Consider the following 24,821-nt stretch of genomic DNA (forward strand, 5'->3'; position numbering starts at 1 on the left):
TCCTAAGAGGCTGCGAATGCAATTACCATCTGAACTTCAAGCGCTATCCGATTTTAACTATCAGCAATTGACGGAAAAACATCCGGTGATCTTATCTTGGTCCTTGCCTTTGACCGAACAACTGAAATATGTGTTGGGATTGAGTGATTTCCTTCATGAAGCGTTAATGCGTGACGCGCAATTGTGTGAAATTTTTCCGACCATGATCGAGAGTCTATCCCGGGCTGATAGTTATCGGCAGCAGTTACAGCAGCAGTTGGTCTCAGAGCCGGATGAAGCTGCGGGAGAACAGATTCTTCGTGCGCTGAGGAATCGGGAAATGTTTTACATTGCCTGGCGCGATTTTCTGGCGGACTGGTCACTTGAAGAGAGTTTGCACCATCTCTCTGAATTGGCGGAAGCATTGATCTTTGAAACATATCAATGGCAGTACGCACTTTGCTGCAAGCTTTGGGGAACGCCGGTTAATCAAGCGGGAGAGACGCAGCCCATGTTAATTATCGGTATGGGGAAACTGGGTGGTGGTGAACTGAATTTTTCCTCCGATATCGATTTGATTTTTGCCTACCCGGATAACGGTGAAACGCAAGGGGTGCGAAAAAGCATTGCGAATGCCCAATTCTTTACGCGGCTGGGGCAAAGAATCATCAAAAGTCTTGATCAACAAACAGCCGACGGTTTTTGTTATCGCGTTGATATGCGGCTCAGACCTTTTGGGGATAGTGGCCCGTTGGTGATGAGTTTTGCAGCATTAGAAGATTATTATCAGGAACAGGGAAGAGATTGGGAACGCTATGCGATGGTGAAAGCACGCGTGATGGGGCGCGAAATGTATGCATGCTATCAGGAGCTGAGACAGATGCTGCGTCCTTTCGTGTTTCGCCGTTACATTGATTTCAGTGCGATTCAATCGCTGCGCCGGATGAAGTCGATGATTCAAAGTGAAGTTCGTCGGCGGGGATTGGTGAATAATATAAAACTTGGTGCGGGCGGTATTCGGGAAATCGAATTCATTGTCCAATCATTTCAATTGATCCGGGGAGGACGTGAACCGGGGCTACGAAAACGTGGTTTATTAGAAACACTGGACGCGATTCTGACGTTAGGGCTGCTCGGTGAGCGCGAAGTGACTTCGCTGCAACAAGCATATTTATTTTTAAGACGCATAGAAAATCTACTTCAAGCCTTGGCGGATAAGCAGACGCAAACCTTGCCTGATGATTCATCTTCCCAGCAGCGCCTCGTGACGGCTTTAGGGATAGAGAGTTGGGAGAAGCTCCTTCAGGATATTCAGGCGCATATGCACCGTGTACATCAAATTTTCAGAGATTTGATCGGTGATGAAGATGATAGTGAAGAAACGCCGGTTGAGCCGGTGTATCAAGAGCTTTGGGATATGGCGAATAAACCGGAAGTTGTCGCCGATATTCTCGACAAAGATCTCGCCTTAACGGCTGAAAGTAAGGTGGCGGATGTACTGCTGCAATTTAAGACTGAGTTGGCTAAAAAAACGTTGGGGCCTCGTGGCCGGGAAGTGATGAATCATTTAATGCCAAAAGTGTTTCAGGCTATTTTCCGTCACCCTGACGCTCAGTTTGGTTTCCCCCGGGTTTTGTATCTGTTACAAAGAATTGCTACCCGAACCACCTATCTGGAATTGCTCGATGAGCATCCCGCTGCACTGATGCAGTTAACCCGCTTATGTACTGCGAGTCCGATGATTTCTGAACAGTTGGCTCGTTATCCCATTTTGCTCGACGAATTACTCGATCCGCATCAGCTTTATCATCCGATTCCACTGGATCAATATCGCGTGGAACTGCGAGATTTTCTGGCTCGCATTCCTCAGGATGATATGGAGCAGCAAATGGAAGGGCTGCGTCAGTTTAAGCAGATTTGTCTGCTGCGCATTGCCGCAGCTGATATCGCGGACGTCATGCCAGTGATGAAAGTGAGTGACCACCTTACTTATTTGGCGGAAGCGATTGTTGAAGCCGTTGTTCATCAGGCATGGGAACAATTAAAAGAGAAATATGGTGAGCCGACGCATCTGAATCAGCGTGATGGCAAAGGGTTTGCAGTCATTGGGTATGGTAAAGTCGGGGGATGGGAACTGGGTTACAATTCCGACTTGGATTTGGTTTTTCTCCATGACTGTCCGGCCAATATTAATACTGATGGCCACAAAGAAATTGATGGTCGCCAGTTCTATTTACGTCTGGCACAACGCATCATTCATATTTTCTCGGTGCGAACCGCTTCCGGTATTTTATATGAGGTTGATATGCGCCTCAGACCCTCTGGTGCTTCGGGGTTATTAGTGGCACCGGTTAGTGCTTTTGCCGAATATCAGCATCAGGAAGCGTGGACATGGGAGCATCAGGCCCTTGTGCGAGCGCGCATGATTTATGGCGATGAACCACTGTCGGAGGCCTTTGTGCAAACGCGTCATCAGGTATTGAGTCTTGCCAGAGATGAAGCCGTGCTGAAACGAGAAGTGGTTGAGATGCGAGAGAAAATGCGTCAGCACCTTGCAGAGAAAAAAGCGGGCCGTTTTATGCTTAAGCAGGACCGAGGCGGTATCACAGATATTGAATTTTTAGCGCAGTATTTAGTGCTTTGCTATAGCCGCCAGCATCCCGAGCTGACGCGGTGGTCGGATAATGTCAGAATTTTCGAGTCATTAATGATGACCGGAATGATGTCATCGGAACAGATGCAAGCACTCACAGAAGCTTATACCACCATGAGAGATCAGATTCATCATCGTAATTTGCTGAATCTTGAGGCGGATGTCAGTCAGGATAAACTCTCGACAGAACGTGAAGTGGTGATTCAAGCTTGGCAACAGTGGCTGGGATAATATCTCGGAGCGTGGTTATTCAGCCTGTGATTGGGCTGTGATAAACTCTGAACAAATCGAAAAACTGGAGATTTCTAATGAAGCCAATTCTACCTGACTATAACCAAGCAGGTGTTTTAATTGTTGGTGATGTGATGTTGGACCGCTATTGGTATGGTCCGACCGGGCGAATTTCACCGGAGGCCCCGGTGCCAGTTGTGAAAGTCGAACACAATGAGGAACGCCCGGGCGGGGCTGCAAACGTTGCGATGAATATTGCATCGCTTGGTGGGCAGGCACATATCGTTGGATTAACCGGCCAAGACGAGCCTGCCGCAGTTTTGGAAGAAAAGCTGACTTCATTAAATGTTCATTGCCACTTTGTGGCTTTACCGTCTTACCCGACGATCACTAAGTTACGTGTCTTAAGTCGTGGTCAGCAGTTAATCCGCCTTGATTTTGAAGATAAATTCGAGAATACCGACCCCGAGCTGGTGCTGTCACAGATGGAAAGTTCTCTCCCTCAGGTGCGTTCTGTTATCCTCTCTGATTACGCCAAAGGTGCGCTGGAGCATGTACAGCAGTTTATCCAGAAAGCGAAACAGTTCGGTGTACCTGTCTTTATTGATCCGAAAGGCGCAGATTTCGAACGCTATCGTGGCGCGACACTATTAACCCCGAATATGGCTGAGTTTGAAATGGTTGTCGGTAAGGTTCATTCAGAAGATGAGCTGGTTGCCAAAGGGTTTGCACTGATAGACCAATACGAACTCGACGCATTGTTAGTGACGCGCAGTGAGCATGGGATGACCTTGTTGCGTCGTGGTTATGAACCGTTTCATTTACCGACACTGGCGAAGGAAGTTTATGATGTGACGGGGGCTGGAGATACGGTGATTTCTGTTCTCGCAGCTTCGGTTGCTGCTGGCAAACCGTTGGATGAAGCGTGTGCGCTGGCAAATGCGGCAGCCGGGATCGTTGTGGGTAAAGTCGGGACATCAACCGTATCGACGATTGAACTGGCAGAAGCGATTCATGGGAGTCAGGACACTGATTTCGGGGTTGTGAATGAGAAAACACTGATTGAAGCGGTTAAAAAAGCGCAGGCCCGTGGTGAGAAAGTCGTGATGACCAATGGTTGTTTCGATATTCTTCATGCCGGCCACGTTTCTTATCTCAATCATGCGGCACAGTTGGGAGATCGTCTGATTGTTGCAGTGAATACCGATGAGTCGGTGAAGCGACTGAAGGGGCCGGGTCGTCCGGTCAATCCGACAGATCGTCGCATGGCCGTTCTGGCTGGGTTAGGTGCCGTCGATTGGGTTGTCCCATTCAGCGAAGATACACCACAACGTTTGATTGCGACTGTATTACCTGATCTACTGGTCAAAGGTGGCGATTATCGTCCAGAAGAGATTGCCGGTGGTCAGGAAGTCATTGACGCGGGTGGTGAAGTGCGAGTACTGAACTTTGAAGACGGCTGCTCGACCTCTGAAATTATTGAAGCCATTAAAGGTGGCCGTGGTTAAAAGCCCCCTATAAATGACAGCATTCAAATAAAAAAGCCAGCGTTCACGCTGGCTTTTTGGTCAATATCACAGGCTGTTTGATGTGCCTTGAATGATTTCAGACCAGTATTTATTTCAGACCCGCATTGATAGCGAGAATATCTTGCTCGTTTAACGTTCCGACTGCCTGTTTTAACTGAAGTACATTCAGGATGTAGTCATAACGTGCATCCGAGAGATTTCTGTTGGCATCATAGAGGCGGCGGGTTGAATCCAAGACATCCACGATGGTCCGGGTTCCGACATCAAAACCGGCTTCAGTGGCCTGGAGTGCTGATTTTGCCGACACGACTGCTTGTTGATAAGCCCGGATAGCTTCGATAGAAGCATTGATGTTGTTATTGTATGCACGAACGTTTTTCACGACGCTACGATAACTTGCTTCCAGATCTTCACTGGCTTGTGTTAAACCATACTCCGCCCGCTTGGTCTCCGCAGTAATTTTACCACCGGTGTAAAGCGGAACCGAAAGGTTAACACCGACACTGACATTATTGATCGGATCGAAAGCGTTATAATTCGCGTTGGAATTCTCATATTCATGCTTGGTGCTATAACCGGCATCCAGACTTAGGTTCGGTAAGTGCCCTGAACTGGCTAAAGCAATTTTTTCACGCGCAATGTCTTGCGAGATTCTGGCCGTCAAAAGCGATAAATTCTTCTTCTGGGCTTCATTGACCAGCTCAGTCATCGTTTTGTCCATTCTACTGGCAGAGAAACGATCGGTATCCAATGAGCTGAGTTGGTGATGTTCCTGACCGGTAATTTCCCGAATAGCTTCGTAACTGTTGGTCAGGCTATTTTCAGCTAAAACCTCATCAGCCAGTACACTATCGTATTGGGCTTGAGCATCGTGGACATCGGTAATCGCAGATAAACCGACTTCAAAACGTTGCTTGGTCTGTTCCAGTTGACGAGCGACCGCATTTTTTTCAGCACGCACAAAAGCAAGGTTATCTTTGGCTCTCAGCACTTCAAAGTAGGCTTGAGCAACACGTAAAATAAGATTTTGCTGTGTCTGTGCATATTGAGAATCGACTTGTCGTGCTGATTTCTCAGCAATTCCCAGATTCAGCCAGCTGTTTCTGTCATAAAGCGTCTGAGATAAAGTCACACCTGCAGACCACAGTTTGCTGTCTGCAACGTCTTTATTACTGCTGACGACGTTGTAACCTGTTGTCAGATTAATTTGTGGTAATAGTTCTCCCCGAGTTGACTTTATTGCTTCATAGGCTGAGTCTCGTTGTGCCGCAGCGCTAAGCAACTGGGGGTCATTTTGTTTGGCTTGGTCATAGATTTCCGCAAGGGTATCTGCCCAAACGATTGGGGACAGACTTCCCAGGGTGATACTGACGCATAGTGGGAGCAGTTTTTTCATTCTTCCTATTCCTGCAATATTGTCATGAGAGATTGCGCTCGATAGTTTAACTTAAATTTGCTAAGAAGTGCTCAGGGAGTTTGTCATTTTTCTGGTTAATTATCCATCTGTATAGTAAACAAATTACTTAATTTAACTATTTTAGTAATTTTTATATAAAAAGTTGAGCTGCATCCTTGGTGAGTAACCCCTTACATGGTTAAATTTAAAGATTCAAATGGAGAATAGAAAGAATGCGATCATCACGAAAAGAGCCGACACAATTTTCTACTCAAGATTTGCAGGTTGTCAAAAAAGAGACACTTTTTAACGGCTTCTTCAAAATGGTAAAGTATTATTTCAAATATAGACAGTTTGAAGGTGGCTGGAGCCGGGTTGTTGAACGGGAAATGTTTGTGCGGGGGCGTGCTGCCGCAGTGCTTCCTTATGATCCGGTGCTTGATCAAGTTGTCTTAATTGAGCAAATCCGTGTTGGCGCACTTGAAAACCAGCATCCATGGCAGTTTGAAGTGGTTGCCGGGATTGTCGAAGACGGTGAATCTTCGGAAGATGTGGTTCGCCGCGAAGCTGTTGAAGAAGCTGGCCTCAACCTCGAACAGGTTGTTCCGGTGACGTCATACTATCCTTCATCTGGTGGATGCAATGAAATGATTGACGTCTATGTTGGTGAAGTCGACGCCTCTAAAGCGCATGGGATTCATGGGCTGGACGGGGAGGATGAGGATATTCGTGTTCATGTGTTGAGCCGGGAAGAGGCTTATCACTGGGTGAAAACGGGTAAGATTGAAAATGGCGCCTCCATTATCGCGTTACAATGGTTGGCATTAAATTGGGAAGAACTGAAGACACAATGGCAGAAGTAGCAATGAAAAAGCCGTATCATGTTGACTTGCCGGAATTGATGCGGGTTTATGAAACAAACTATGCGAAACTGAATGCGTTGTTGCCATCAATGCACAGCGCTGAGGATGTGCGTTGTTACCAAGCCTTGCGGATGAATTATCAACTCGAAGTGATGGAAGTGACCAAATATACAACATTGGTCAAGATATGTCAGAGTGATGATGTCGCTGTCTTTCCTCTACCGACCATGTCCGTCAGGTTATATCATGATGCGCGAGTTGCTGAAGTATGCAGTGCTGAACAGATACACCGATTAAAGCCTCGTTACGATTATCCGAACGATAGCATGGTACAAAAAGATGAAAAGGCTCAGACCAACCGTTTTTTGGGGGATTGGCTGACCTTTTGTTTAAAGCATGGTATTACTCGTGCACCGATTAATATCCGAGATCGATCATCTTCATAAGGTTAAGTAGATTTGGACGTATCGTTTTACACCGAACATCTTGATAGTATAAAACTGCTTCAGATGACCGATACTCATTTGTTTGCTTCTGATGAGGGCAGTCTGCTCAGCGTCAATACGGCAAATAGTTTTAAAGCGGTCATACAAGAAGTTATCGCAAGGAATGTTGATTATCAGCTCATTCTGGCGACAGGTGATATCTCTCAGGATCACTCAGAAGCGTCTTACCAGCTGTTTGTCGACAGCATTGAGCCGTTACAGAAGCCTTGTCTGTGCCTGCCGGGAAATCATGATGAGCAGACCGCAATGAAAACCGTTCTGGCGAATTCTCAAATTATCCAGCCGAGGCATGTGACGTTGGGGCCCCACTGGCAGATGATCTTGCTCGATTCTCAGGTTTCCGGAGTGCCTTATGGGTACATCAGTCCTGAGCAGCTTCAACAGATGGATGACATGTTACGTGAGACGCAAGCAAGACATACGCTTATCTTACTCCACCATCACCCGCTGTTAGTCGGCAGTCGCTGGTTGGATCAGCATACGTTGAAAAACAGTGATTCATTCTGGGAGGTTGTGCTGAAATACCCTCACGTTAAAGGTGTAGTATGTGGTCATGTCCATCAGGTGATGGAACGTGATTATCATGGGATTCAGGTGATGTCTACGCCCTCAACTTGTGTTCAGTTTAAACCGCATTCTAATGAATTTGCGCTGGATCTGGTCTCTCCCGGCTGGCGTGAATTAGAACTCCATCCTGACGGACAACTGACGACACAGGTTGGTCGTGTGAAGCAAGGTCTTTTCTTACCTGATTTCTCAGCAAACGGATACTGATAACAGCGAATGACCTGTGTGAACAGAAGATGAGGCAATCCATGCGTAAACCTTCTCTATTGATCTATATTCACGGTTTTAACAGTTCTCCTTTATCTCATAAAGCGATGATTATGCAGCAATACTGTCGTGATTATCGTCCTGACATGAGAGTGATCGTGCCTCAGCTTCCTTGTTTTCCTGAAGCCGCTGCCCAGATGCTTGCCGAACTGATTCGAGAGAAACAGCAAGCGTATCGCATTGGTTTGGTGGGCAGTTCGCTCGGGGGATATTTGTCTGTCTGGTTGAATTCACAGTTTCATCTCAAAGCTGTGGTTATCAATCCAGCCGTTCGCCCTTACGAATTGTTACAAGACTATCTTGGCGAACAAGTGAATCCATACACCCATGAAAAGTATACGCTAGAGGCTTGTCATATTGAGGAGCTTAAAGCACTGGATATTGAGGTTCTGCCTGACCCAAACCAGTTTTGGCTGTTACAACAAATGGGTGATGAAGTGCTTGATTATCGTCAGGCTGTTGAAAAATTCCGCGATGCCCGACAAATCGTAGAACAGGGCGGCGATCACAGTTTTGTTGGCTTTGAACGCTACGCAGCTGCTATTCTTGAATTTCTGGAACTTTGACATGCATTGAGAAAAGTGTCAGAAACTAAGGCCGAAGCCAGACTGAGGCTTGACAGAAAGCCTTCTCTTCCAGACTATACCTCAAACATCGTTGGGAAAGGGGCAGATTGAAGTTCCTATCATTTCCCACGTATGATGAGTTCCATACAAATAAACTTTTTTCAGTGACAACTGTAAATAGTCTCGAAATGTTTGCAGATTGAGCGCAAAGTTAGAATCATTGATTGATATAAGCATCCCGAAATATGACTGAACAATATAATGCTGGTGCCATCGAAGTATTGAATGGTTTAGAGCCAGTACGTCGCAGACCTGGGATGTATACCGATACCGCACGTCCGAACCATTTAGGTCAGGAGGTCATTGATAATAGTGTTGATGAAGCGTTAGCCGGTTATGCATCGAAGGTACAAGTTATTCTTCATTCTGACCAATCTCTGGAAGTGTTCGATAATGGGCGAGGTATGCCCGTTGATATTCACCCAGAAGAGAAAGTCTCAGGCGTTGAGCTAATCATGTGTAAGCTTCACGCCGGAGGAAAATTTTCCAATAAAAATTATCAGTTCTCCGGTGGCTTACACGGGGTGGGGATTTCGGTTGTTAATGCCCTGTCCAAACGTGTCGAAGTAACCGTCCGGCGTGACGGACAAGTTTATGAGATTGCGTTTGAGCATGGTGATAAAGTCTCTGATTTGACGGTGACTGGCACCTGTGGTCGTAGAAATACAGGAACCAGCGTTCACTTCTGGCCGGATAGTACCTACTTTGATTCCGGTAATTTTTCAGTTACTCGACTGATTAATAACCTGCGTGCCAAGGCGGTATTATGTCCCGGTCTTGAAATCACCTTCGAAGATAAAGTGAATGGCAATGACTACCGCTGGTTCTACGAAGATGGTCTGAAAGATTATCTGGCGGAAGGTGTGAAAGGGTATACGCTGTTGCCCGAAGAACCTTTTACCGGTGAGTTTAAAGCAGAAATTGAAGCGGCGACTTGGGCTGTCATTTGGCAACCTGAGGGTGGTGATATGATCACCGAAAGTTACGTTAACTTGATTCCGACCGCGCTCGGCGGGACACATGTCAACGGATTGCGTCAGGGATTACTCGATGCCATGCGTGAGTTTTGTGAATTCCGTAACTTATTACCGCGTGGCGTCAAGCTCACCGGTGAAGACGTTTTTGAGCGTTGTTCCTATGTGTTGTCTGTCAAAATGCAAGATCCGCAGTTTGCCGGTCAAACCAAAGAGCGTTTATCATCGCGTCAAACCGCAGCATTTGTTTCCGGCGTCGTCAAAGATGCATTCAGTTTATGGCTGAATGAAAAACCCCAACTGGCGGAGCAATTGGCAGAGGTTTGTATTGCCAATGCCCATCGCCGGATGCGAGCCAGTAAAAAAGTTGTCCGTAAAAAAATAGCTTCGGGGCCAGCGCTGCCGGGGAAACTGACGGACTGTACGGTACAAGACCTGAGTCGTACCGAACTGTTTTTAGTGGAAGGGGATTCTGCCGGAGGGAGCGCGAAACAGGCCAGAGACCGTGAGTTTCAGGCCGTGATGCCACTGCGGGGGAAAATTCTTAACACGTGGGAAGTGTCAGCCGATCAGGTTCTGGCTTCACAGGAAGTGCACGATATTTCTGTGGCTTTGGGGATTGATCCTGACAGCGATGACCTAGACAGCCTGCGTTACGGTAAAGTCTGTATTCTCGCGGATGCGGATTCGGATGGATTGCATATTGCGACCCTACTGTGTGCGCTATTCACGCGCCATTTCCCGGCATTGGTCCGTGCCGGACATGTCTATGTCGCGATGCCTCCGCTTTACCGAATCGATTGCGGGAAAGAGGTCTACTATGCATTGGATGATCAGGAAAAAGATGGCGTACTCGAACGCCTAAGTCAGAAGAAAGCCAAAATCAACGTGCAGCGTTTTAAAGGACTGGGGGAGATGAATCCACTTCAGTTACGTGAAACAACCATGGATCCCAATACGCGCCGTCTTGTCCAACTCACGATCGACGATGTTGAAGCGACTGATGAGATGATGGATATGCTCCTCGGTAAGAAAAGAGCTGACGACAGACGGTCTTGGTTGCAACACAACGGTGACTTGGCAGAGGTATAAACATGGCAACAGAAATCAGTTTTGACGGAGTAGAACAGCTGCCGTTACGTAAATTTACGGAAGACGCATACCTGAACTACTCGATGTACGTCATTATGGACCGTGCACTGCCTTACATTGGTGACGGTCTGAAACCCGTTCAGCGCCGTATTATTTATGCAATGTCGGAGCTTGGGTTATCGGCTTCGGCCAAATATAAAAAGTCGGCTCGGACCGTCGGTGACGTGCTGGGTAAATATCATCCCCATGGGGATTCGGCCTGTTATGAAGCCATGGTTCTGATGGCTCAGCCTTTCTCTTACCGTCATCCGCTGGTGGATGGTCAAGGGAACTGGGGGGCACCGGATGATCCGAAATCGTTTGCTGCGATGCGTTATACCGAAGCCAAACTGTCCCGTTTTTCGGAAGTGCTATTGAGCGAGCTTGGACAAGGTACGGTTGAATGGCAGCCAAACTTTGATGGCACTATGAATGAGCCACAAATGCTGCCGGCACGTTTACCACATATCTTACTCAATGGCGTGACAGGGATTGCCGTGGGGATGGCGACAGACATCCCGCCACATAATGTTCGGGAAATCGCCGATGCTGTGATTCATCTCATTGATAAACCTCAGGCTGGTCTAGATGAGATCATGGGTTATGTTCAGGGGCCAGATTACCCGACGGAAGCGGAAATTGTCTCTGCTCGTACCGATATTGAAAAAATATATCGAACGGGTCGCGGTAGTATCAAAATGCGGGCGCTTTGGCATAAAGAGGGGGGGGATATTGTTATCACCGCTCTGCCTCATCAGGTTTCCGGCGCGAAACTGTTAGAGCAAATTGCCAGCCAGATGCGCGCGAAGAAATTACCGATGGTCGAAGATCTGCGTGATGAGTCTGATCATGAAAATCCGACGCGCATCGTGATTGTACCGAGTAAGAAAAAAATCGATTGTGACGTCTTGATGAACCATCTGTTCGTTTCGACTGATTTGGAAAAAAGCTTCCGTGTGAACCTGAATATGATCGGTCTGGATAATCGTCCTCAGGTGAAAGGTTTAGTGGAAATCTTGTCCGAATGGCTTGAGTTCCGCCGCAATACGGTCAAACGTCGCTTGCAGTACCGACTGGATAAAGTTCTGGCAAGATTACACATTCTTGAAGGTTTGCTGGTCGCCTACCTGAATCTTGATGAAGTCATCGAGATTATCCGCAACGAAGATGAGCCGAAAGCAGTTCTCATGGCTCGGTTCGGGATTTCAGAAATTCAGGCGGATGCGATTTTAGATACGCGCTTACGTCATTTAGCGAAACTGGAAGAATTCAAAATCCGCGCTGAGCAAGATGAGCTGGAAAAAGAGCGGGATAAATTAGAGCAGCTACTTGGTTCAGAGCGTCGTTTGAATACGCTGCTGAAAAAAGAGTTGAAAGCCGATGCCGAGAAATATGGCGATGATCGTCGTTCGCCATTGGTTGAAAGAGCTGAAGCAAGAGCATTGACAGAAAGAGAACTGGTCCCGAGTGAGCCGATCACGGTGATCTTGTCGGATAAAGGCTGGATTCGCCACGCCAAAGGCCATGACATCGATTGCCAGGGCCTGAATTATAAATCGGGTGATCAATACTTGGCTCATGCTTGTGGGAAAAGCAATCAGCAGGCGGTGTTCTTTGGCAGTGACGGGCGCAGTTATTCACTCGAAGCGCACACCTTGCCATCCGCGCGTTCTCAGGGGGAGCCGATTACTGGTCGTTTGAATATCGCTGAAGGTACGCAAGTCCGTCAGGTGGTCATGGGAGAAGATGATCAACTGTGGCTGGTGGGGTCAGATGCCGGCTATGGCTTTGTGTGTAAAGGGAGTGATTTTCTCTCCAAGAACCGCAGCGGTAAAGCGTTGGTGAATTTGCCGGATAACGCACTGATCATGACGCCACAACCGTTGAACCATTTAGAATCGGATGAAATTCTGGCGATCACCAATCAAGGTCGCATGTTGTTATTCCCGATAAAAGATTTGCCGCAATTGGGTAAAGGTAAAGGTAACAAGATCATTAATATTCCTTCGGCGAAAGCCAAAGAAAGAGAAGAATTTGTTTCTCATCTGATGGTTCTGCCGCAAGGGGCTGCAATGACGATCTATGCCGGTAAGCGTAAGCTCGGGCTGAAGCATGACGATCTGGACAACTTCCGTGGTGAACGAGGCCGGAGAGGTTCTCTGCTGCCACGCGGTCTGCAACGAGTGACCCGCATTGATATCGAAGACGTCGTAGCTGAGGACGATGGGCAAACATCTGGCAATGATAATGCTTGATTGAATCAATCGACTTTACTGACATGTAAAAAAAACCGGGCAATGAATCTTGCCCGGTTTTTTTATCGATCAATTTTTACTGATGAACCTAATCATGGCGGCGGCGAAAGCGCAGCAAAGAATCTAATGAGATTGCCCCGGCACCCTGATACATAATCCAGGCACTCAGCGCCAGCCAGGTTGCATGTGTCGGATAAGCATCCGGATAAACAAAAAGCTGAATCACCAGCGTCATCACAAAAATACCCAGTGCGGCAAAGCGAGTCATCAATCCGGTGAGTAGTAATATGGCCAGTAGATGTTCGGCAATGGTGGCCAGATAAGCGGCCCACATATAAGGAATGATCGGCAGGTTGTATTCATATTCGAATAGGGTAAATGTGCTGTCCTTGATCGTCGGCCAACCCAGATGAATTGGGCCGGATATCAAATTGAACGCGAAGCCTTCAATTTTGGTTTGTCCGGATAGCCAGAAAATTGCAGCAAGACCGAAACGACTCAGCAATAAAATGATCGACGCTGTCCACGGAGAGGCCGAGATTTTCTTCAGCAATGGCAGTGACATAAACAGGCTCCTATTGTGGCAAAATCGCGCGAATAATGGGTTTTTGTAAGAGTGTTGAAAATAACGCTGGGAAGTGAGCAGGTGCGATGGCCTGACTCGCTTGCGCTAGCGTGACACCTTGCTGTAACTGCTGAAGTAAATGGAATTCATCCGCAGAAAGCTTATAGAACACCCCATAGTGCTCTCTTTTAGTGAGTAGTAGGTACTCACTTTTATCCCATTGAATATCCGAAAGTATGAGCCCTGAATCTGGCTGGTGGGCCTGATAAATTAACCCGACCGCATAAGATGTTTGCCATAACAGACAGGGCTCGGTGAGTTGCCAGATTGATTGCGTCGGATCGGCGCATTCTGCCAGATGGTTTTGAATGTCAGTGATGGAGAGCACCGGGCTATCCGCTGAGTGGGTCAATTGCAGTAATTGATATTCCAACTTGGCTAATTCACTGAAATAAGGCAATGATGAAAGCTGCGGGATGGTGCTGGAAAATTCAGCAAAATGTTCACCATATTCGCTTAAAACGGGCGATGCTGGCGGATAATGTTGAATAAAATGACCTGCCAGTATTCGAAAAAAATCGTCACCGACAAGCTGCTGGCACACTGGGTAGATCTCTTCCAGCGCTTCAGTCAGTGAATGATAGACATTATTGCGGTAAACAGCGAAGCGAGCTTGCTTTTCCGCAATTGAAATGGCGTCGATTTGTGGCAACACTTCGTCGTTTTGCATCAGGATCGACTGGCTAAATTGCTGTTGCATGGTCTGCCCCTGACTCTGGTTGGCCTGAATTTGATTGGCTTAACTTGGATTGAAAAGCACCGTGAATATGAGTTCGGATCTGATCTGCCATAGTGGCCTGTTGTTGAAGCACTCCGAATTCCGGCAGTTGTCCGTCCCATTCAATTAACGTGGGCTTATCTCCCCACTGCTGTAAGGTATATTGATATAGCTGCCAAACATCGTCAGTGACTTCTCGATCATGACTGTCGATTCTCAGTGGAACCACCTCATTCTGGTCAATGGCATATCCCGCCAGATGAATTTGTCGCACAGCCTGACCGGGAAATTGATCGATATATTGGTAAGGATTCTGCTGATGATTAAAACAGGAGACGGCAACATTATTAACGTCGAGTAACAACTGGCAACCGGTCCGTTCGATGATCGTCGAGATAAATTCCAGCTCACTCATCGTGGTTGTTTTAAAACGCAGATAAGTGGATGGATTCTCAAGCAGCATCGGGCGTTTCAGTTGCTCCTGAACCTGATCAATGTGCGCACAAACTTGTCGGAGTGTTTCTTCCGTGTAAGGCAGTGGCAGCAAGTCGTTGAAAAAATGATTGCAATGGCTGGACCAAGCTAAATGCTCAGAGAAGACCAGCGGTTCGATCCATTCCACCAGTTGAGCGACCTTCTTCAGGTGTTCTCGGTTTAATGGTGACTCGCCTCCGATCGACAGGCCAACCCCGTGAACGGTGAGCGGATAATGTTCCCGAATCTTTTCCAGATAGTAGCGGTTAGGCCCTCCGGCGGAGAGATAGTTTTCAGCGTGGACTTCAAAAAAACCGACTGACGGTTTTTGTGTCAAAATTGTCTGATAGTGACAGGGTTTTAAGCTCACCCCACTCAGGCGAGGAAAGCCCGAAGACGTTTGCACGTCTTCGGTAGATTGGGTTAGATGAGATTGAATCATCGTGACCCCCCCGACTTAGAATGCTTTGAGCTGACCATGGCCTGTCGGCGAGGTTTCGGATTTCATCTCCATGCAAGTTCCTTTAGGAACAAACTTCCAGGCATCTCCCTGATAGTCTGTTTTTGATGTCCCGGCACAAGAGGTTCCGGGGCCAGCTTTACAATCATTTTGTCCGGCAAGCGAGACGCCATAGCATTTTTCTTTACTGGCCGCTTGGGCCGGTAATGTTACTGCCGAAAGTGCAACCGCAGTTGTCAGCGCGAAAGCAAGAGATGTTTTTGATGTGTTCATAGTGTTTTCCTCACAAGTGTACTGTCTAATTCCCCTATTCGACGGATGAACAGGGGTCGGTATTACACAAAAAATGGAAAAAATTTTATTCTTCTTTATCTTTTAATTCGGCACTCATGTAACGCTTTGATAATAAACGGATATCATCCATCTGATTACCGAAGCGGCGGCAACTGCTACACATGCTTGTATGAAGACGTAGGGCTAATTTTTCTTTGGTTGTCAGTGTGCGCTCCATGCGTTCGGAAAGAAGGCGTGTGGCTTGTTTACAGTTCATCATCATCGTTCCTCCGACAGATACCAGTTATTTTCTAAACACTCCCGGAGTCTGAGACGAGCACGGTAGAGCGTGACATTCAGGTGACTGACCGATATCTCTTCATGGTGACAAATCTCGGGGGTTTCCAGTTCAAGGAACTCTCGCATCATAAATAGTCGACTGTAGCGTTCCGGTAAAGCATTCAGACATGCATCGAACACACGCCAAAAGTGTTCGTTTTCAATACAATTCTCAGGTTGTTGCCATTTCACCGGACGTTCATGCTTATGCCAGTGACCATGTTGATCAAACAGTTTTTCAATCAAGGCATCACCTTGAATACCGTCCCCTTGTTCAAGCTGACTCGCAGCAGTGGAACGTTTTTCTTTTCTCAGTAAATCGATCAACTTATTTTTGAGAATGGCAAAAATCCAAGTTTTCAACGCCGCTTGCTGTTCAAACTTATCGATATGTTGATATGCGGCTATCATCGCTTCTTGAACGGCGTCCTCGGCCAGTTGCTCGTCTTGAACCTGCAACCGGGCAAATTTCAACATCTGCTGTCTTAATGGTTGGATAAACTGCTCATCATCAAAGAGGCGGCGTGAATGTGTGTTGGGTTGAATCTCTGAGTCAGCTAATGTCATTCAATATCTCAATAGAAAGGAACTCTGTTAGTTTAGACGAATCTTGAATCAATTCCTTACAACCCATTTTTAATTTTTATCGATCTGACAGCAACGCTGTATGCTGTCGTCGCGTTGCGTATTTCAATTACAAGGGAGCGCTGAAGAGTGAACCTGTGCTGAATTATGTCTGAGCAGAGAGCAATAGAAAGCGGGAAATTGATAGGAAAAATAAAGACATCCGCCCGATTGAGGGCGGATGTGAAGGTTAATCGAGGTCGTCTTCTGACCAATCATCCGTATCAGATATGTCGGATGCGCTGGGGATAACATTTTCTTCATTTGCCCAACTGCCAAAGTCGATCATTTGGCATTGTTTACTACAAAATGGTCGAAAGGGGCTTTGCTCCCCCCAAATAACAGCGTTGCCACATTGAGGACATTGAACCGTGGTAATTTTTGGATTCGTCATAATTCTCTATATAGTTGGTGAGCAGCCTAGTTCGTTAATAACATCGTACGTTAATAACATCGTACGTTAATAACATAGCTCGTTAATAACATCATTTGTTAGCAACAAACGGCCAGTTCAAACGGAATATCACAGGTGCTGGCTTGATTCGTTTCAAATTCAATAAATTTTATCGCAAAACGATTTTTGTGTCCTGAAATCATAGGATAAACCCCATATTCCAGAGGAATCATCAGGCGGAGAATATTGGCATCCTCAGCATCGCTCTGATAAAAGCCTGATTTTGCGGTATAAGCCCGGTACAGACCGGTTTCCCGAGCGAGTTTCAACCATAGGCTTAATGCTGATGAGAGTGGTTTCAGGGTTTGGAGCCAAGTTGAAGCATCCTGCTGTTTTTGTTCCGTCGGTGTATGGAGCCAGTAATGCAGGGCTGGCAGATCAAAACAGCATGAACCTCCGGGAAGATTGAATCGCTGACGGACGGAGAGCAGAAAGCGATCTTCTTTGAGAGAAACACCAAAGCGTTCTGAATTCATCAGATTTGAATGGACTTCATCAACTTCTCTCAGTAACGCCAGTAATGTATTTTGATCGACGCCGTCAACATTCAGCCAATTTCGGTACATGATACGCTGCTTTTCGATATCTTTTGCCAGTTCACTGCGGAGCTGAATTTGTTCAAAAATATCAAGCAGGTCAAATAATGCCCGGAAAAAAAGCTGATATTGGTCACCATCATCAAATTGAGATGCACGATGAAGTTGGGCCAGCAGGGCTTCGACTCTCAGATAAATTCGAGTCTTTTCATTCAGGGGATGTTCGAATTGATGGATCGTCATTTCGCTAGCCTTTATTTATATCCGTATTATTTTCACAAATTTCTGCCGCTCATGGCTAGGTACTTTTGATGCAATTCTGTGATTTGAGGCAGAAGTTGATGGTTTTCTGCACTATTGTTAATCACATCATCGGCCACTGCAAGGCGTTCAGCTCTTGTTGCTTGGGCAGAAAGTATATTCTGAGCGTGCGGATAACTGATTCCGTCACGGCGCATTGTGCGCTGGATTTGTATCGTTTCATCTACATCAACGACTAAAATTCGGTCAGCCATCGACTGGAGCTGATTTTCGACTAAGAGTGGGATCACTAACAATGCGTAGGGAGATGTGGTATGAGTCAGTGCACGCTTCATCTTTTGTCTGATCATCGGATGAAGGCATTGATCCAGCCATGATTTTTCATCGGGATCGGCAAAAATAATTTCTCTGAGCCGCGAGCGATTTAATGTGCCATCATGGTTGAGTATGGTTTGGCCGAAATGTTCTGTAATGGCAGCCAGCCCCGTCGTTCCGATGGCAACCACCTCTCTGGCAATGACATCCGCATCAACGATATCAATCGCAAAGTGTTGATGAAAGAGATCGGCCACCGTTGTTTTGCCGCTCGATATGCCTCCGGTTAACCCGACGACGAATGTCATATTACGCTCCTAACACGATTGATGTATACCAGCTCATCATGGGATCGCCCCAGAGGAGACAGATCCATCCGGCAATTGCCAGAGAAGGGCCGAATGGAAACGTCTGATGACCTTGTTTTCTGATCAACAGTAGTGTGACACCTAAAATGATGCCAATCACCGAGGATAACAAAATGACCATCGGTAACGTTTGCCAGCCGATCCATGCCCCTAAGGCTGCAAGATATTTAAAGTCACCGTATCCCATGCCTTCTTTTTTGGTCAGCAGTTTAAACACCCAGTAAATCGACCAGAGAGATAAGTAGCCGGCAACCGCGCCGATTACCGCATCGGATAAAGGCAGAGGATTGATGTGGGTCAGTGATAGTAATAGTCCAAGCCAGATCAACGGGAGTGTTAAATTGTCAGGAAGTAACATCTGATTGAGATCGATACATGCTGCGGCAATGCTGATGTAAGTAAAGATAAGTAATGCCAGCGTGTAATAAGTCATACCGCCATGAATCGCGATGATGCAGCTTGCCAGCGCCGTCAAGAGCTCTACCAGCGGATATTGTATCGATATGCGTTCATCACAATCTGCACATTTACCACCGAGTAATAACCAGCCAAACAGTGGAATATTATGCCAAATCCGGATTCTGTGATGGCAGTGCGGACAAAATGATGCCGGGAGACTGAGTGAAATCCGTTCCTTCTTCGTTGGTGAAGGAATATCGTACTCGGGGAAAGCTTCGGCAAATTCTTGCTTCCAGCTTGTGACCATCATTCGTGGTAAACGATAGATGACGACATTGAGAAAACTGCCGATGATAAGGCCGAAGAGGCTCGCAAAAACAGGAAATAACCAAGGATAAATCAAAAATGCATCCATTCAACTGTGCTCAATGTTATTCGATAATCCACCCCGTTTAACGAGGTGGTTTCAATTCAGACCGATGGCTCAGAGTCTATCTGAGTAGACAATGGCGGGCATTATACTATCCCATCACCTGCATTAAGTTAAAGACAGGTAAATACATTGCGATGACTAACCCGCCGATCAAGCCGCCAAGCAATACGATCAATAAGGGTTCAATCATTTCTCCGAGCTGTTCAATCGACTGATCGATGTCTTGTTCGTATTGTTGGGCTACTTTGGTCAGCACTTGACCTAATGTACCGGATTCTTCTCCGATGAATACCATCTGTGTGACAAATTCAGGAAAGTGGTGACTGTTCTGCATTGCTACATATAGGCTGCTTCCGGCAGATACTTGTGCCAAAACTGTGTCTAATGCAGCTCGATACCGCAGCGACCCTGCAATATTTTGTGCGCTTTTCAGGCTATCCAGTAAAGGAATGCCGCAATCATAACAGGTTGCCAGAGTGCGACAACAACGAATCATGATTGCTTTTGTTCTCAATGGTCCGAACAGCGGTAGTTTGAGCTGGAGTATTTCAACCATTGTCTGGAGCCTTGTGAGGCGACGCCAGAAGCATCTTAACAGGCAGCTCATACCGATCATTAAAGCAACAGTCCACTTCCCCCAGAATCGTAACATATCCGATACAAGCAAAACCTGGCGAGTCAGCCAAGGTAACTCAGCGTGCATATGGGCAAACATCTGAGCAAATTCAGGGATGACTTTGGTTAACATCAGGGTGGTGAGTAGCAGTGCGCTCGCCAGCACAATCGACGGATAGGTTGCCGCTTTGATCATTTTTGCGCGCAGCTGTGCGTGCTTTTCCCGGTAGTCGGCAATTTGAGCCAGCGTTTCCGCAATTCGCCCAGTCATTTCACCGGCATGGAGCATGTCACCGTACAGACCGCGAAAAGCAGATGAACTTTGTTGGAGTGCATCAGTGACTGATGCACCGTTCATCAGCGCATCGTGTGCTTGTAATACAATCAGTTTTCCGCCAAAACGTGAGAATTGTGTGGCCATCAAAAGAAGCGCTTGAACAATGGGAAGCCCTGCATTCAGCATGATTGCCAGTTGCCGTACGAGGTCTGTAATATCTTTCACGCGAGCACGATTGAGCCACCGGGTGAGTCGATTGGGCGGTGCTGGGCGAATGATATGGATAGCCGTCAATGTTGGTTGCAACTGACGGAGGGCTTCTTCCTGAGAGAAGGCCCACAGATGTCCGGCTTTGCGTTGCTGGTTGAGATGAATCCCTTGCCAGTAATAGCGATGAAGTTCAGGCGTCGGGGACGACATCATTGTCTCCTCTGTCTGTGGTGTATTGAGATTCTGCGGCATGTTGAGATGAGGTCGGCTGATGTGGTGCTGATGGTGTTGCTGAACAGACTTTGGTGGCCTCGGCTGGTGGTGTTCCCAGCACCCGGACGATTTCTTCATAAGCGGTCACACCCTGACGGACTTTCTCTAACCCTTCATGCCACAGACCTGAGGTGGTGCTGTTTCCCGGAGATGGTATGTGTTTTTCCACTGGATGAGATGCTTTATCTGAGAAACCAGCATCTGAGAAGGCAGTATCTGAGAAGGAAGTGAGCTGGGTGGGTTGGTACATGTCATAAATGCTGAAGCGGCCTTGATAGCCGGCAATACAGGCGTGACAGCCTTGCGCTGATGGCTGATAAATTTGTCCGTTATTTAAAATGGGCCAGCGTTGGTACAACTCAGGAGCCAGCTGTACGGCGACTTTGCAGTGTGGGCAAAGCTTGCGGAGTAGCCGTTGAGCCACCACCAGACGAATGGTCGGCAGGATATGATAGGTTTCCAGTCCCATGTAGAGGAGCCTGGTCAAGGCTTCATGTGCTGAGTTGGTATGCAGCGTTGAAAACACCAGATGTCCCGTTTGCGCTGCCCGAAAAGCGATTTCTGCGGTTTCCGGATCTCGGATTTCACCAATCATCAGTGTGTCAGGATCCTGCCGGAGTAGCGCCCTGAGGATATGGCTGAATGACATCCCGATTTTGTCGTTGACTTGAATTTGATTGACGCCGGAGAGTGCGATTTCTATTGGATCTTCTACGGTTGAAATATTGCGTGATTCATCGTTGAGCCAAGTCAGTGCGGAATAGAGAGTCACCGTTTTGCCACTGCCGGTCGGGCCGGTAATCAGGATCATGCCCTGAGGATGTTGAATTGCTTGTAGAAATATCTCATGTTGAACCGCAGAGAATCCCAGTTGATCCGGGTGTAGCGCCATTTGATGGCTATTGAGGAGCCGAATGACAATCTTTTCCCCCCACTGGGTCGGCAGCGTTGAGATCCTGAGATCGACATCGATTGTCAATAAAGCACCGAGCTTGATCCGTCCGTCTTGCGGTAAACGACGTTCCGCAATGTTTAAATTGGCTAATACTTTGAGCCGAGATGCGAGTCTGCGGCTGACTTTATTTGATGGCGTATGCGTCGTCAGCAGTAATCCATTGATTCTCATGCGAATCCGATAAGTGTTTTCATAAGGTTCGAAATGAATGTCTGAAGCGTGTCTTTTATGGGCTTCCTGAATGAGCTGTAGGATAAATTGCGTGACAGGGGCATCGTTAGGCTGGATATCCGTGGTCTGGTAATCATCATGCGCCTCCTGAATCACGTATTCATCCAATCGGTCTTGAGCGGGGAGAGTATGGCCGCCTTTGTCGCTGGATTCGTAGTGTGCGATCGCTGCTTGTAACTGTTCTGCATCAGCAACCACCACATCAATATTGAGTCCGGTGGCAAACTGAAAATCTTCGCGAAGATGAGGGATGGTTGGATCTCCGACAGCCAGTGTCAGCCATTCTTGCTGAATTGATAGGGGCAGGGCCAAGTAAAGCAGCATCAGATCACTGATCTCTAATTGTTGACAAATTTCTGTATAAGCGTAAGCGTGAATGTCGATTTGCCGTAGTTTGAGATGTTGGGCAATGAAATCTGCTATTTGTCTTGTGGTCATCAGTTGAGAATCTAACAGGACTCTCAGTGGCGCGGTTGCATGATGACCGCATTGTTCTGTCATCATGGTGAATTGTTCTTGCGTCAGGTGGCGTTCTGAGTGGAGAAGCCGAAGTAATATACTCATGGTTTGAGCCTCTGATCGTTCTGGTTCATGGTTATCCGTCTGGGCTATATCTGGCATATCGAGGGGGGCTAACATGATGGTGTCTTACATGATCGAGCCTTGTTGACACCCTTTGATGTGTTCTGCCGCATTCTGAAGGCATTGCCATCCTGTGGTCATGCTTTTTTGCCATTGCACTTTTTTCCCGGAAACCGAAGTTGTGTCATTAAATTCGAACCCCAGCACACCTTGCTCCGCGACCTCGGGATCCGGAAGTAGCGATAGCGTTCCCAAAGCGCTCATCGTGGCACTGGCACCAATCTCGCTCAGTTCTGTTGGGGACGGAAATTGGCCGTTTTCCTGTATGAATAAATCGATATTGGTTGTCAGTGCGCTGGTGGTACTGACACCTGCGGTGACTTCTGATTTCTGGATGTAGTTGTGGTAAGCCGGAACAGCGATGGAAGAAAGAATGCCGATAATGGTGACGACAATCATTAATTCAACCAAGGTAAACCCAAGTTGTCGGCTGGTTGTTGAGGGCATAAAAGATCTCCGTTGTTAGTGAACGGAGCACAGCATAATTCGGTCGCGGGTTATTGAAACGGGGGGGATTTGTGAATGCGGGAGAGCGCTAGAGCGCTCATTCCTGACTGACATATAAGTCTCAGAATATTTCGACAGAGTCCGCATTTTTTGTGCGAATATTGGGTGAGAACCTGTTTGCGTTAGTCTCTGGACCACTCATATTCGCAGGCATCGAAGTGTTTTTTCGTACAGAAATAGTGCTTATTTTTCTGAATGAACTGGTCTTTTTTCAGAAATGCCAATGCCCAGTTGCGGGGCTGAAAAGTGATCGACTGCTGATTGAAGGTGATGGATAACGGCTGAGGTGTCGTCATGACCAGGCGAAAAGAGAGTTCACTGCCATTTTCATCGCAGATGAGTGGGTATTGTTGTGGCCCTTTGTCACGATGGACGGTGACAGTATACGTTTGATCTGGCGTGCATGAGCGCTGGAAGATCGTGAACAGATCAAAGCGGTTGTCCAGCGTCAGAGAGGTAAAGAGAACGGCTTGCTGAAAAGGATAAACACGGCGAAACAGTAACTGATGGGTATCCGAGGTTCGTGTGACCTGCACACCGCCGATATCGTACCATTCCCAGTCCATTTCTTTATTCTGAAATGTCAGCAGATAATGAGACGTCAGCCAAAGACCAATCGAGATCATCAGCAGAAACAGCAGGACAATTTTCGTGCTTGTCGCACGCAGCAGGGATTTTACATTGATCATATCAGTTGTGATTTTATCCTGTACTCGTTCACCGTGAACATTCAGCATTCTGAATGAATAGACACAATCCGTGTGTCAGTGTTCAGAACTTTTTATCTTTTCCTGCATGCTTGATGAACTTGAAGGGATATATACAGGGTACCGTCTCTTGCTATCCCTGAAAACGCATCGATAAATCGAGCGCCTGAATATGTTTGGTGAGCGCCCCGACAGAAATATAATCAACGCCCGTCATGGCATATTCACGAATGGTTGTCAGAGTCACATTGCCCGAGGTTTCCAGCGCAGCTCTGCCAGCATTAATTCGTACCGCTTCTCGCATCATGTCACAGTCAAAATTATCCAGCATAATGATATCGGCACCAGCTTCGATCGCTTGTTGCAGCTCTGCCAGCGATTCAGTTTCAACTTCGACGGGTTTGCCGGGATTGAGTCGTTTTGCTGTGTGAATGGCAGCGGCAATTCCGCCACAGGCGATAATATGATTTTCTTTGATCAGATAGGCATCAAACACCCCGATGCGATGGTTCAATCCACCGCCGCAGGTGACGGCATATTTGAGTGCGTTACGCAGTCCGGGGACGGTTTTTCGCGTGTCGAGCAGACGACATTCAGTGCCCTGAAGCATCGCTGCATACTGGGCAGTTTTGGAAGCACAACCGGATAATGTCTGAATAAAGTTCATGGCATTTCGTTCACCGGTCAACAATACCCGAGCGGGGCCGCGCAGGGTGCACAGGGTTTGATTGGGCTCGACGCGATCACCATCTTGGACATGCCATTCGATTGTCACGCTGCCACCAAGTTGCAGAAAAACTTCATCCGCCCAAGCTTGACCACAAAATACACCGGCTTCTCTGGTGATGATTGTGGCTGTATTCTGTTGATCTGCCGGAATCAGACTGGCTGTAATGTCGGCACTTGGATCAACCGTGCCACCCAGATCTTCATAAAGGGTTTCTCTGACGACTCGTGTAATATCGAGAGGCAACTGCTGTTTGAGGTAGCTGAGGCGTTCCTGACTATTATGGCTGTTTTTCATCGACGATCTTTCGCTGTTGGTTAGACATTTTTAGTGATATAGATGCGGCATCATACGATGACCGGATGTGAAATTCAGCCATTGTGTTCGAATTTTCCGGTAATTTGCGTAAAATTCGAAACAA

The 24,821-nt window shown here is 47.1% G+C and carries 24 protein-coding genes; 8 read left to right on the plus strand and 16 right to left on the minus strand.

The genetic code is table 11. The features are described from left to right. The first annotated feature begins 16 nt into the window (after positions 1–16). Both glnE and hldE read left to right on the plus strand, forming a co-directional pair. The gene (gene glnE / locus BSQ33_RS11380) at positions 17–2,863 is read left to right on the plus strand and encodes a bifunctional [glutamate--ammonia ligase]-adenylyl-L-tyrosine phosphorylase/[glutamate--ammonia-ligase] adenylyltransferase (RefSeq protein WP_021020533.1); all 2,847 of its coding nucleotides are present in this window, start codon (positions 17–19) and stop codon (positions 2,861–2,863) included. A gap of 77 nt (positions 2,864–2,940) precedes the next feature. After that, complete coding sequence (gene hldE, locus BSQ33_RS11385; protein ID WP_088134119.1) at positions 2,941–4,371, plus strand: bifunctional D-glycero-beta-D-manno-heptose-7-phosphate kinase/D-glycero-beta-D-manno-heptose 1-phosphate adenylyltransferase HldE; 1,431 nt, start codon at positions 2,941–2,943, stop codon at positions 4,369–4,371. 109 nt (positions 4,372–4,480) lie between these two features. Here hldE and tolC read toward each other — a convergent pair whose 3' ends face one another. Then, complete coding sequence (gene tolC / locus BSQ33_RS11390; protein ID WP_021020535.1) at positions 4,481–5,788, minus strand: outer membrane channel protein TolC; 1,308 nt, start codon at positions 5,786–5,788, stop codon at positions 4,481–4,483. Between the two features lie 233 nt (positions 5,789–6,021). Here tolC and nudF point away from each other — a divergent pair, with 233 nt between their 5' ends. From nudF to parC, 6 genes are all read left to right on the plus strand, one after another. Further along, complete coding sequence (gene nudF / locus BSQ33_RS11395; protein WP_021020536.1) at positions 6,022–6,651, plus strand: ADP-ribose diphosphatase; 630 nt, start codon at positions 6,022–6,024, stop codon at positions 6,649–6,651. Continuing rightward, a complete protein-coding gene (locus tag BSQ33_RS11400) occupies positions 6,639–7,097 on the plus strand; it encodes a DUF1249 family protein (protein WP_021020537.1) in 459 nt (152 codons plus the stop codon). The genes nudF and BSQ33_RS11400 overlap by 13 nt, the downstream gene beginning before the upstream one ends. A gap of 12 nt (positions 7,098–7,109) precedes the next feature. Then, positions 7,110–7,931, plus strand: coding sequence for a 3',5'-cyclic-AMP phosphodiesterase (cpdA, locus tag BSQ33_RS11405; protein WP_088134120.1), 822 nt, complete (start codon positions 7,110–7,112; stop codon positions 7,929–7,931). A 41-nt stretch (positions 7,932–7,972) separates the two neighbouring features. Then, entirely contained in the window at positions 7,973–8,557 is a 585-nt protein-coding gene (gene yqiA / locus BSQ33_RS11410; protein ID WP_088134121.1) for an esterase YqiA, read from the plus strand. A 245-nt stretch (positions 8,558–8,802) separates the two neighbouring features. Continuing rightward, positions 8,803–10,683, plus strand: a complete 1,881-nt coding sequence (parE, locus tag BSQ33_RS11415; RefSeq protein ID WP_021020540.1) for a DNA topoisomerase IV subunit B — start codon at positions 8,803–8,805, stop codon at positions 10,681–10,683. 2 nt (positions 10,684–10,685) lie between these two features. Continuing rightward, entirely contained in the window at positions 10,686–12,977 is a 2,292-nt protein-coding gene (gene parC / locus BSQ33_RS11420; RefSeq protein WP_088134122.1) for a DNA topoisomerase IV subunit A, read from the plus strand. A gap of 88 nt (positions 12,978–13,065) precedes the next feature. Here the strand turns inward: parC and BSQ33_RS11425 are convergent, their stop codons facing one another. The 15 genes from BSQ33_RS11425 to nadC all read right to left on the minus strand — a co-directional run bounded on the left by BSQ33_RS11425 (position 13,066) and on the right by nadC (position 24,697). Further along, positions 13,066–13,542, minus strand: coding sequence for a DoxX family protein (locus tag BSQ33_RS11425; protein WP_021020542.1), 477 nt, complete (start codon positions 13,540–13,542; stop codon positions 13,066–13,068). A 10-nt stretch (positions 13,543–13,552) separates the two neighbouring features. Next, positions 13,553–14,302: a putative DNA-binding domain-containing protein gene (locus BSQ33_RS11430; RefSeq protein WP_088134123.1), complete on the minus strand. Its 750-nt coding sequence runs from the start codon at positions 14,300–14,302 to the stop codon at positions 13,553–13,555. Further along, positions 14,286–15,236, minus strand: a complete 951-nt coding sequence (locus tag BSQ33_RS11435; protein WP_088134124.1) for a DUF692 domain-containing protein — start codon at positions 15,234–15,236, stop codon at positions 14,286–14,288. Before BSQ33_RS11435 ends, BSQ33_RS11430 begins: the two co-directional genes overlap by 17 nt. Positions 15,237–15,251: 15 nt before the next feature. Then, complete coding sequence (locus BSQ33_RS11440; RefSeq protein WP_021020545.1) at positions 15,252–15,527, minus strand: DUF2282 domain-containing protein; 276 nt, start codon at positions 15,525–15,527, stop codon at positions 15,252–15,254. A gap of 85 nt (positions 15,528–15,612) precedes the next feature. Further along, entirely contained in the window at positions 15,613–15,810 is a 198-nt protein-coding gene (locus BSQ33_RS11445; protein WP_021020546.1) for a zf-HC2 domain-containing protein, read from the minus strand. Further along, positions 15,807–16,433, minus strand: a complete 627-nt coding sequence (locus BSQ33_RS11450) for an RNA polymerase factor sigma-70 (protein ID WP_021020547.1) — start codon at positions 16,431–16,433, stop codon at positions 15,807–15,809. The genes BSQ33_RS11445 and BSQ33_RS11450 overlap by 4 nt, the downstream gene beginning before the upstream one ends. A gap of 247 nt (positions 16,434–16,680) precedes the next feature. Beyond that, complete coding sequence (gene yacG / locus BSQ33_RS11455; protein ID WP_021020548.1) at positions 16,681–16,884, minus strand: DNA gyrase inhibitor YacG; 204 nt, start codon at positions 16,882–16,884, stop codon at positions 16,681–16,683. A 98-nt stretch (positions 16,885–16,982) separates the two neighbouring features. Next, a complete protein-coding gene (gene zapD, locus BSQ33_RS11460; protein WP_088134125.1) occupies positions 16,983–17,723 on the minus strand; it encodes a cell division protein ZapD in 741 nt (246 codons plus the stop codon). A gap of 32 nt (positions 17,724–17,755) precedes the next feature. Next, complete coding sequence (coaE, locus tag BSQ33_RS11465; protein WP_021020550.1) at positions 17,756–18,364, minus strand: dephospho-CoA kinase; 609 nt, start codon at positions 18,362–18,364, stop codon at positions 17,756–17,758. Position 18,365: 1 nt separating this feature from the next. Continuing rightward, positions 18,366–19,238 (minus strand): prepilin peptidase, encoded by an 873-nt coding sequence (locus tag BSQ33_RS11470; protein ID WP_088134126.1) that lies wholly within the window; start codon positions 19,236–19,238, stop codon positions 18,366–18,368. Between the two features lie 106 nt (positions 19,239–19,344). Continuing rightward, positions 19,345–20,571 carry a type II secretion system F family protein gene (locus BSQ33_RS11475; RefSeq protein WP_198298098.1) on the minus strand — a complete coding sequence of 409 codons (1,227 nt, stop codon included), beginning with the start codon at positions 20,569–20,571 and terminating at the stop codon, positions 19,345–19,347. Continuing rightward, a complete protein-coding gene (locus BSQ33_RS11480; protein ID WP_198298099.1) occupies positions 20,549–22,381 on the minus strand; it encodes a GspE/PulE family protein in 1,833 nt (610 codons plus the stop codon). The genes BSQ33_RS11475 and BSQ33_RS11480 overlap by 23 nt, the downstream gene beginning before the upstream one ends. 84 nt (positions 22,382–22,465) lie before the next feature. Continuing rightward, positions 22,466–22,906 (minus strand): pilin, encoded by a 441-nt coding sequence (locus BSQ33_RS11485; RefSeq protein ID WP_021020554.1) that lies wholly within the window; start codon positions 22,904–22,906, stop codon positions 22,466–22,468. Between the two features lie 182 nt (positions 22,907–23,088). Continuing rightward, positions 23,089–23,655 carry a hypothetical protein gene (locus BSQ33_RS11490; RefSeq protein WP_157721384.1) on the minus strand — a complete coding sequence of 189 codons (567 nt, stop codon included), beginning with the start codon at positions 23,653–23,655 and terminating at the stop codon, positions 23,089–23,091. 151 nt (positions 23,656–23,806) lie between these two features. Then, positions 23,807–24,697, minus strand: coding sequence for a carboxylating nicotinate-nucleotide diphosphorylase (gene nadC / locus BSQ33_RS11495; protein ID WP_088134130.1), 891 nt, complete (start codon positions 24,695–24,697; stop codon positions 23,807–23,809). Positions 24,698–24,821 lie beyond the last annotated feature (124 nt).

Origin of the sequence: Vibrio gazogenes, assembly GCF_002196515.1 — a bacterium.
GTDB classification, from domain to species: Bacteria; Pseudomonadota; Gammaproteobacteria; order Enterobacterales; family Vibrionaceae; genus Vibrio; species Vibrio gazogenes_A.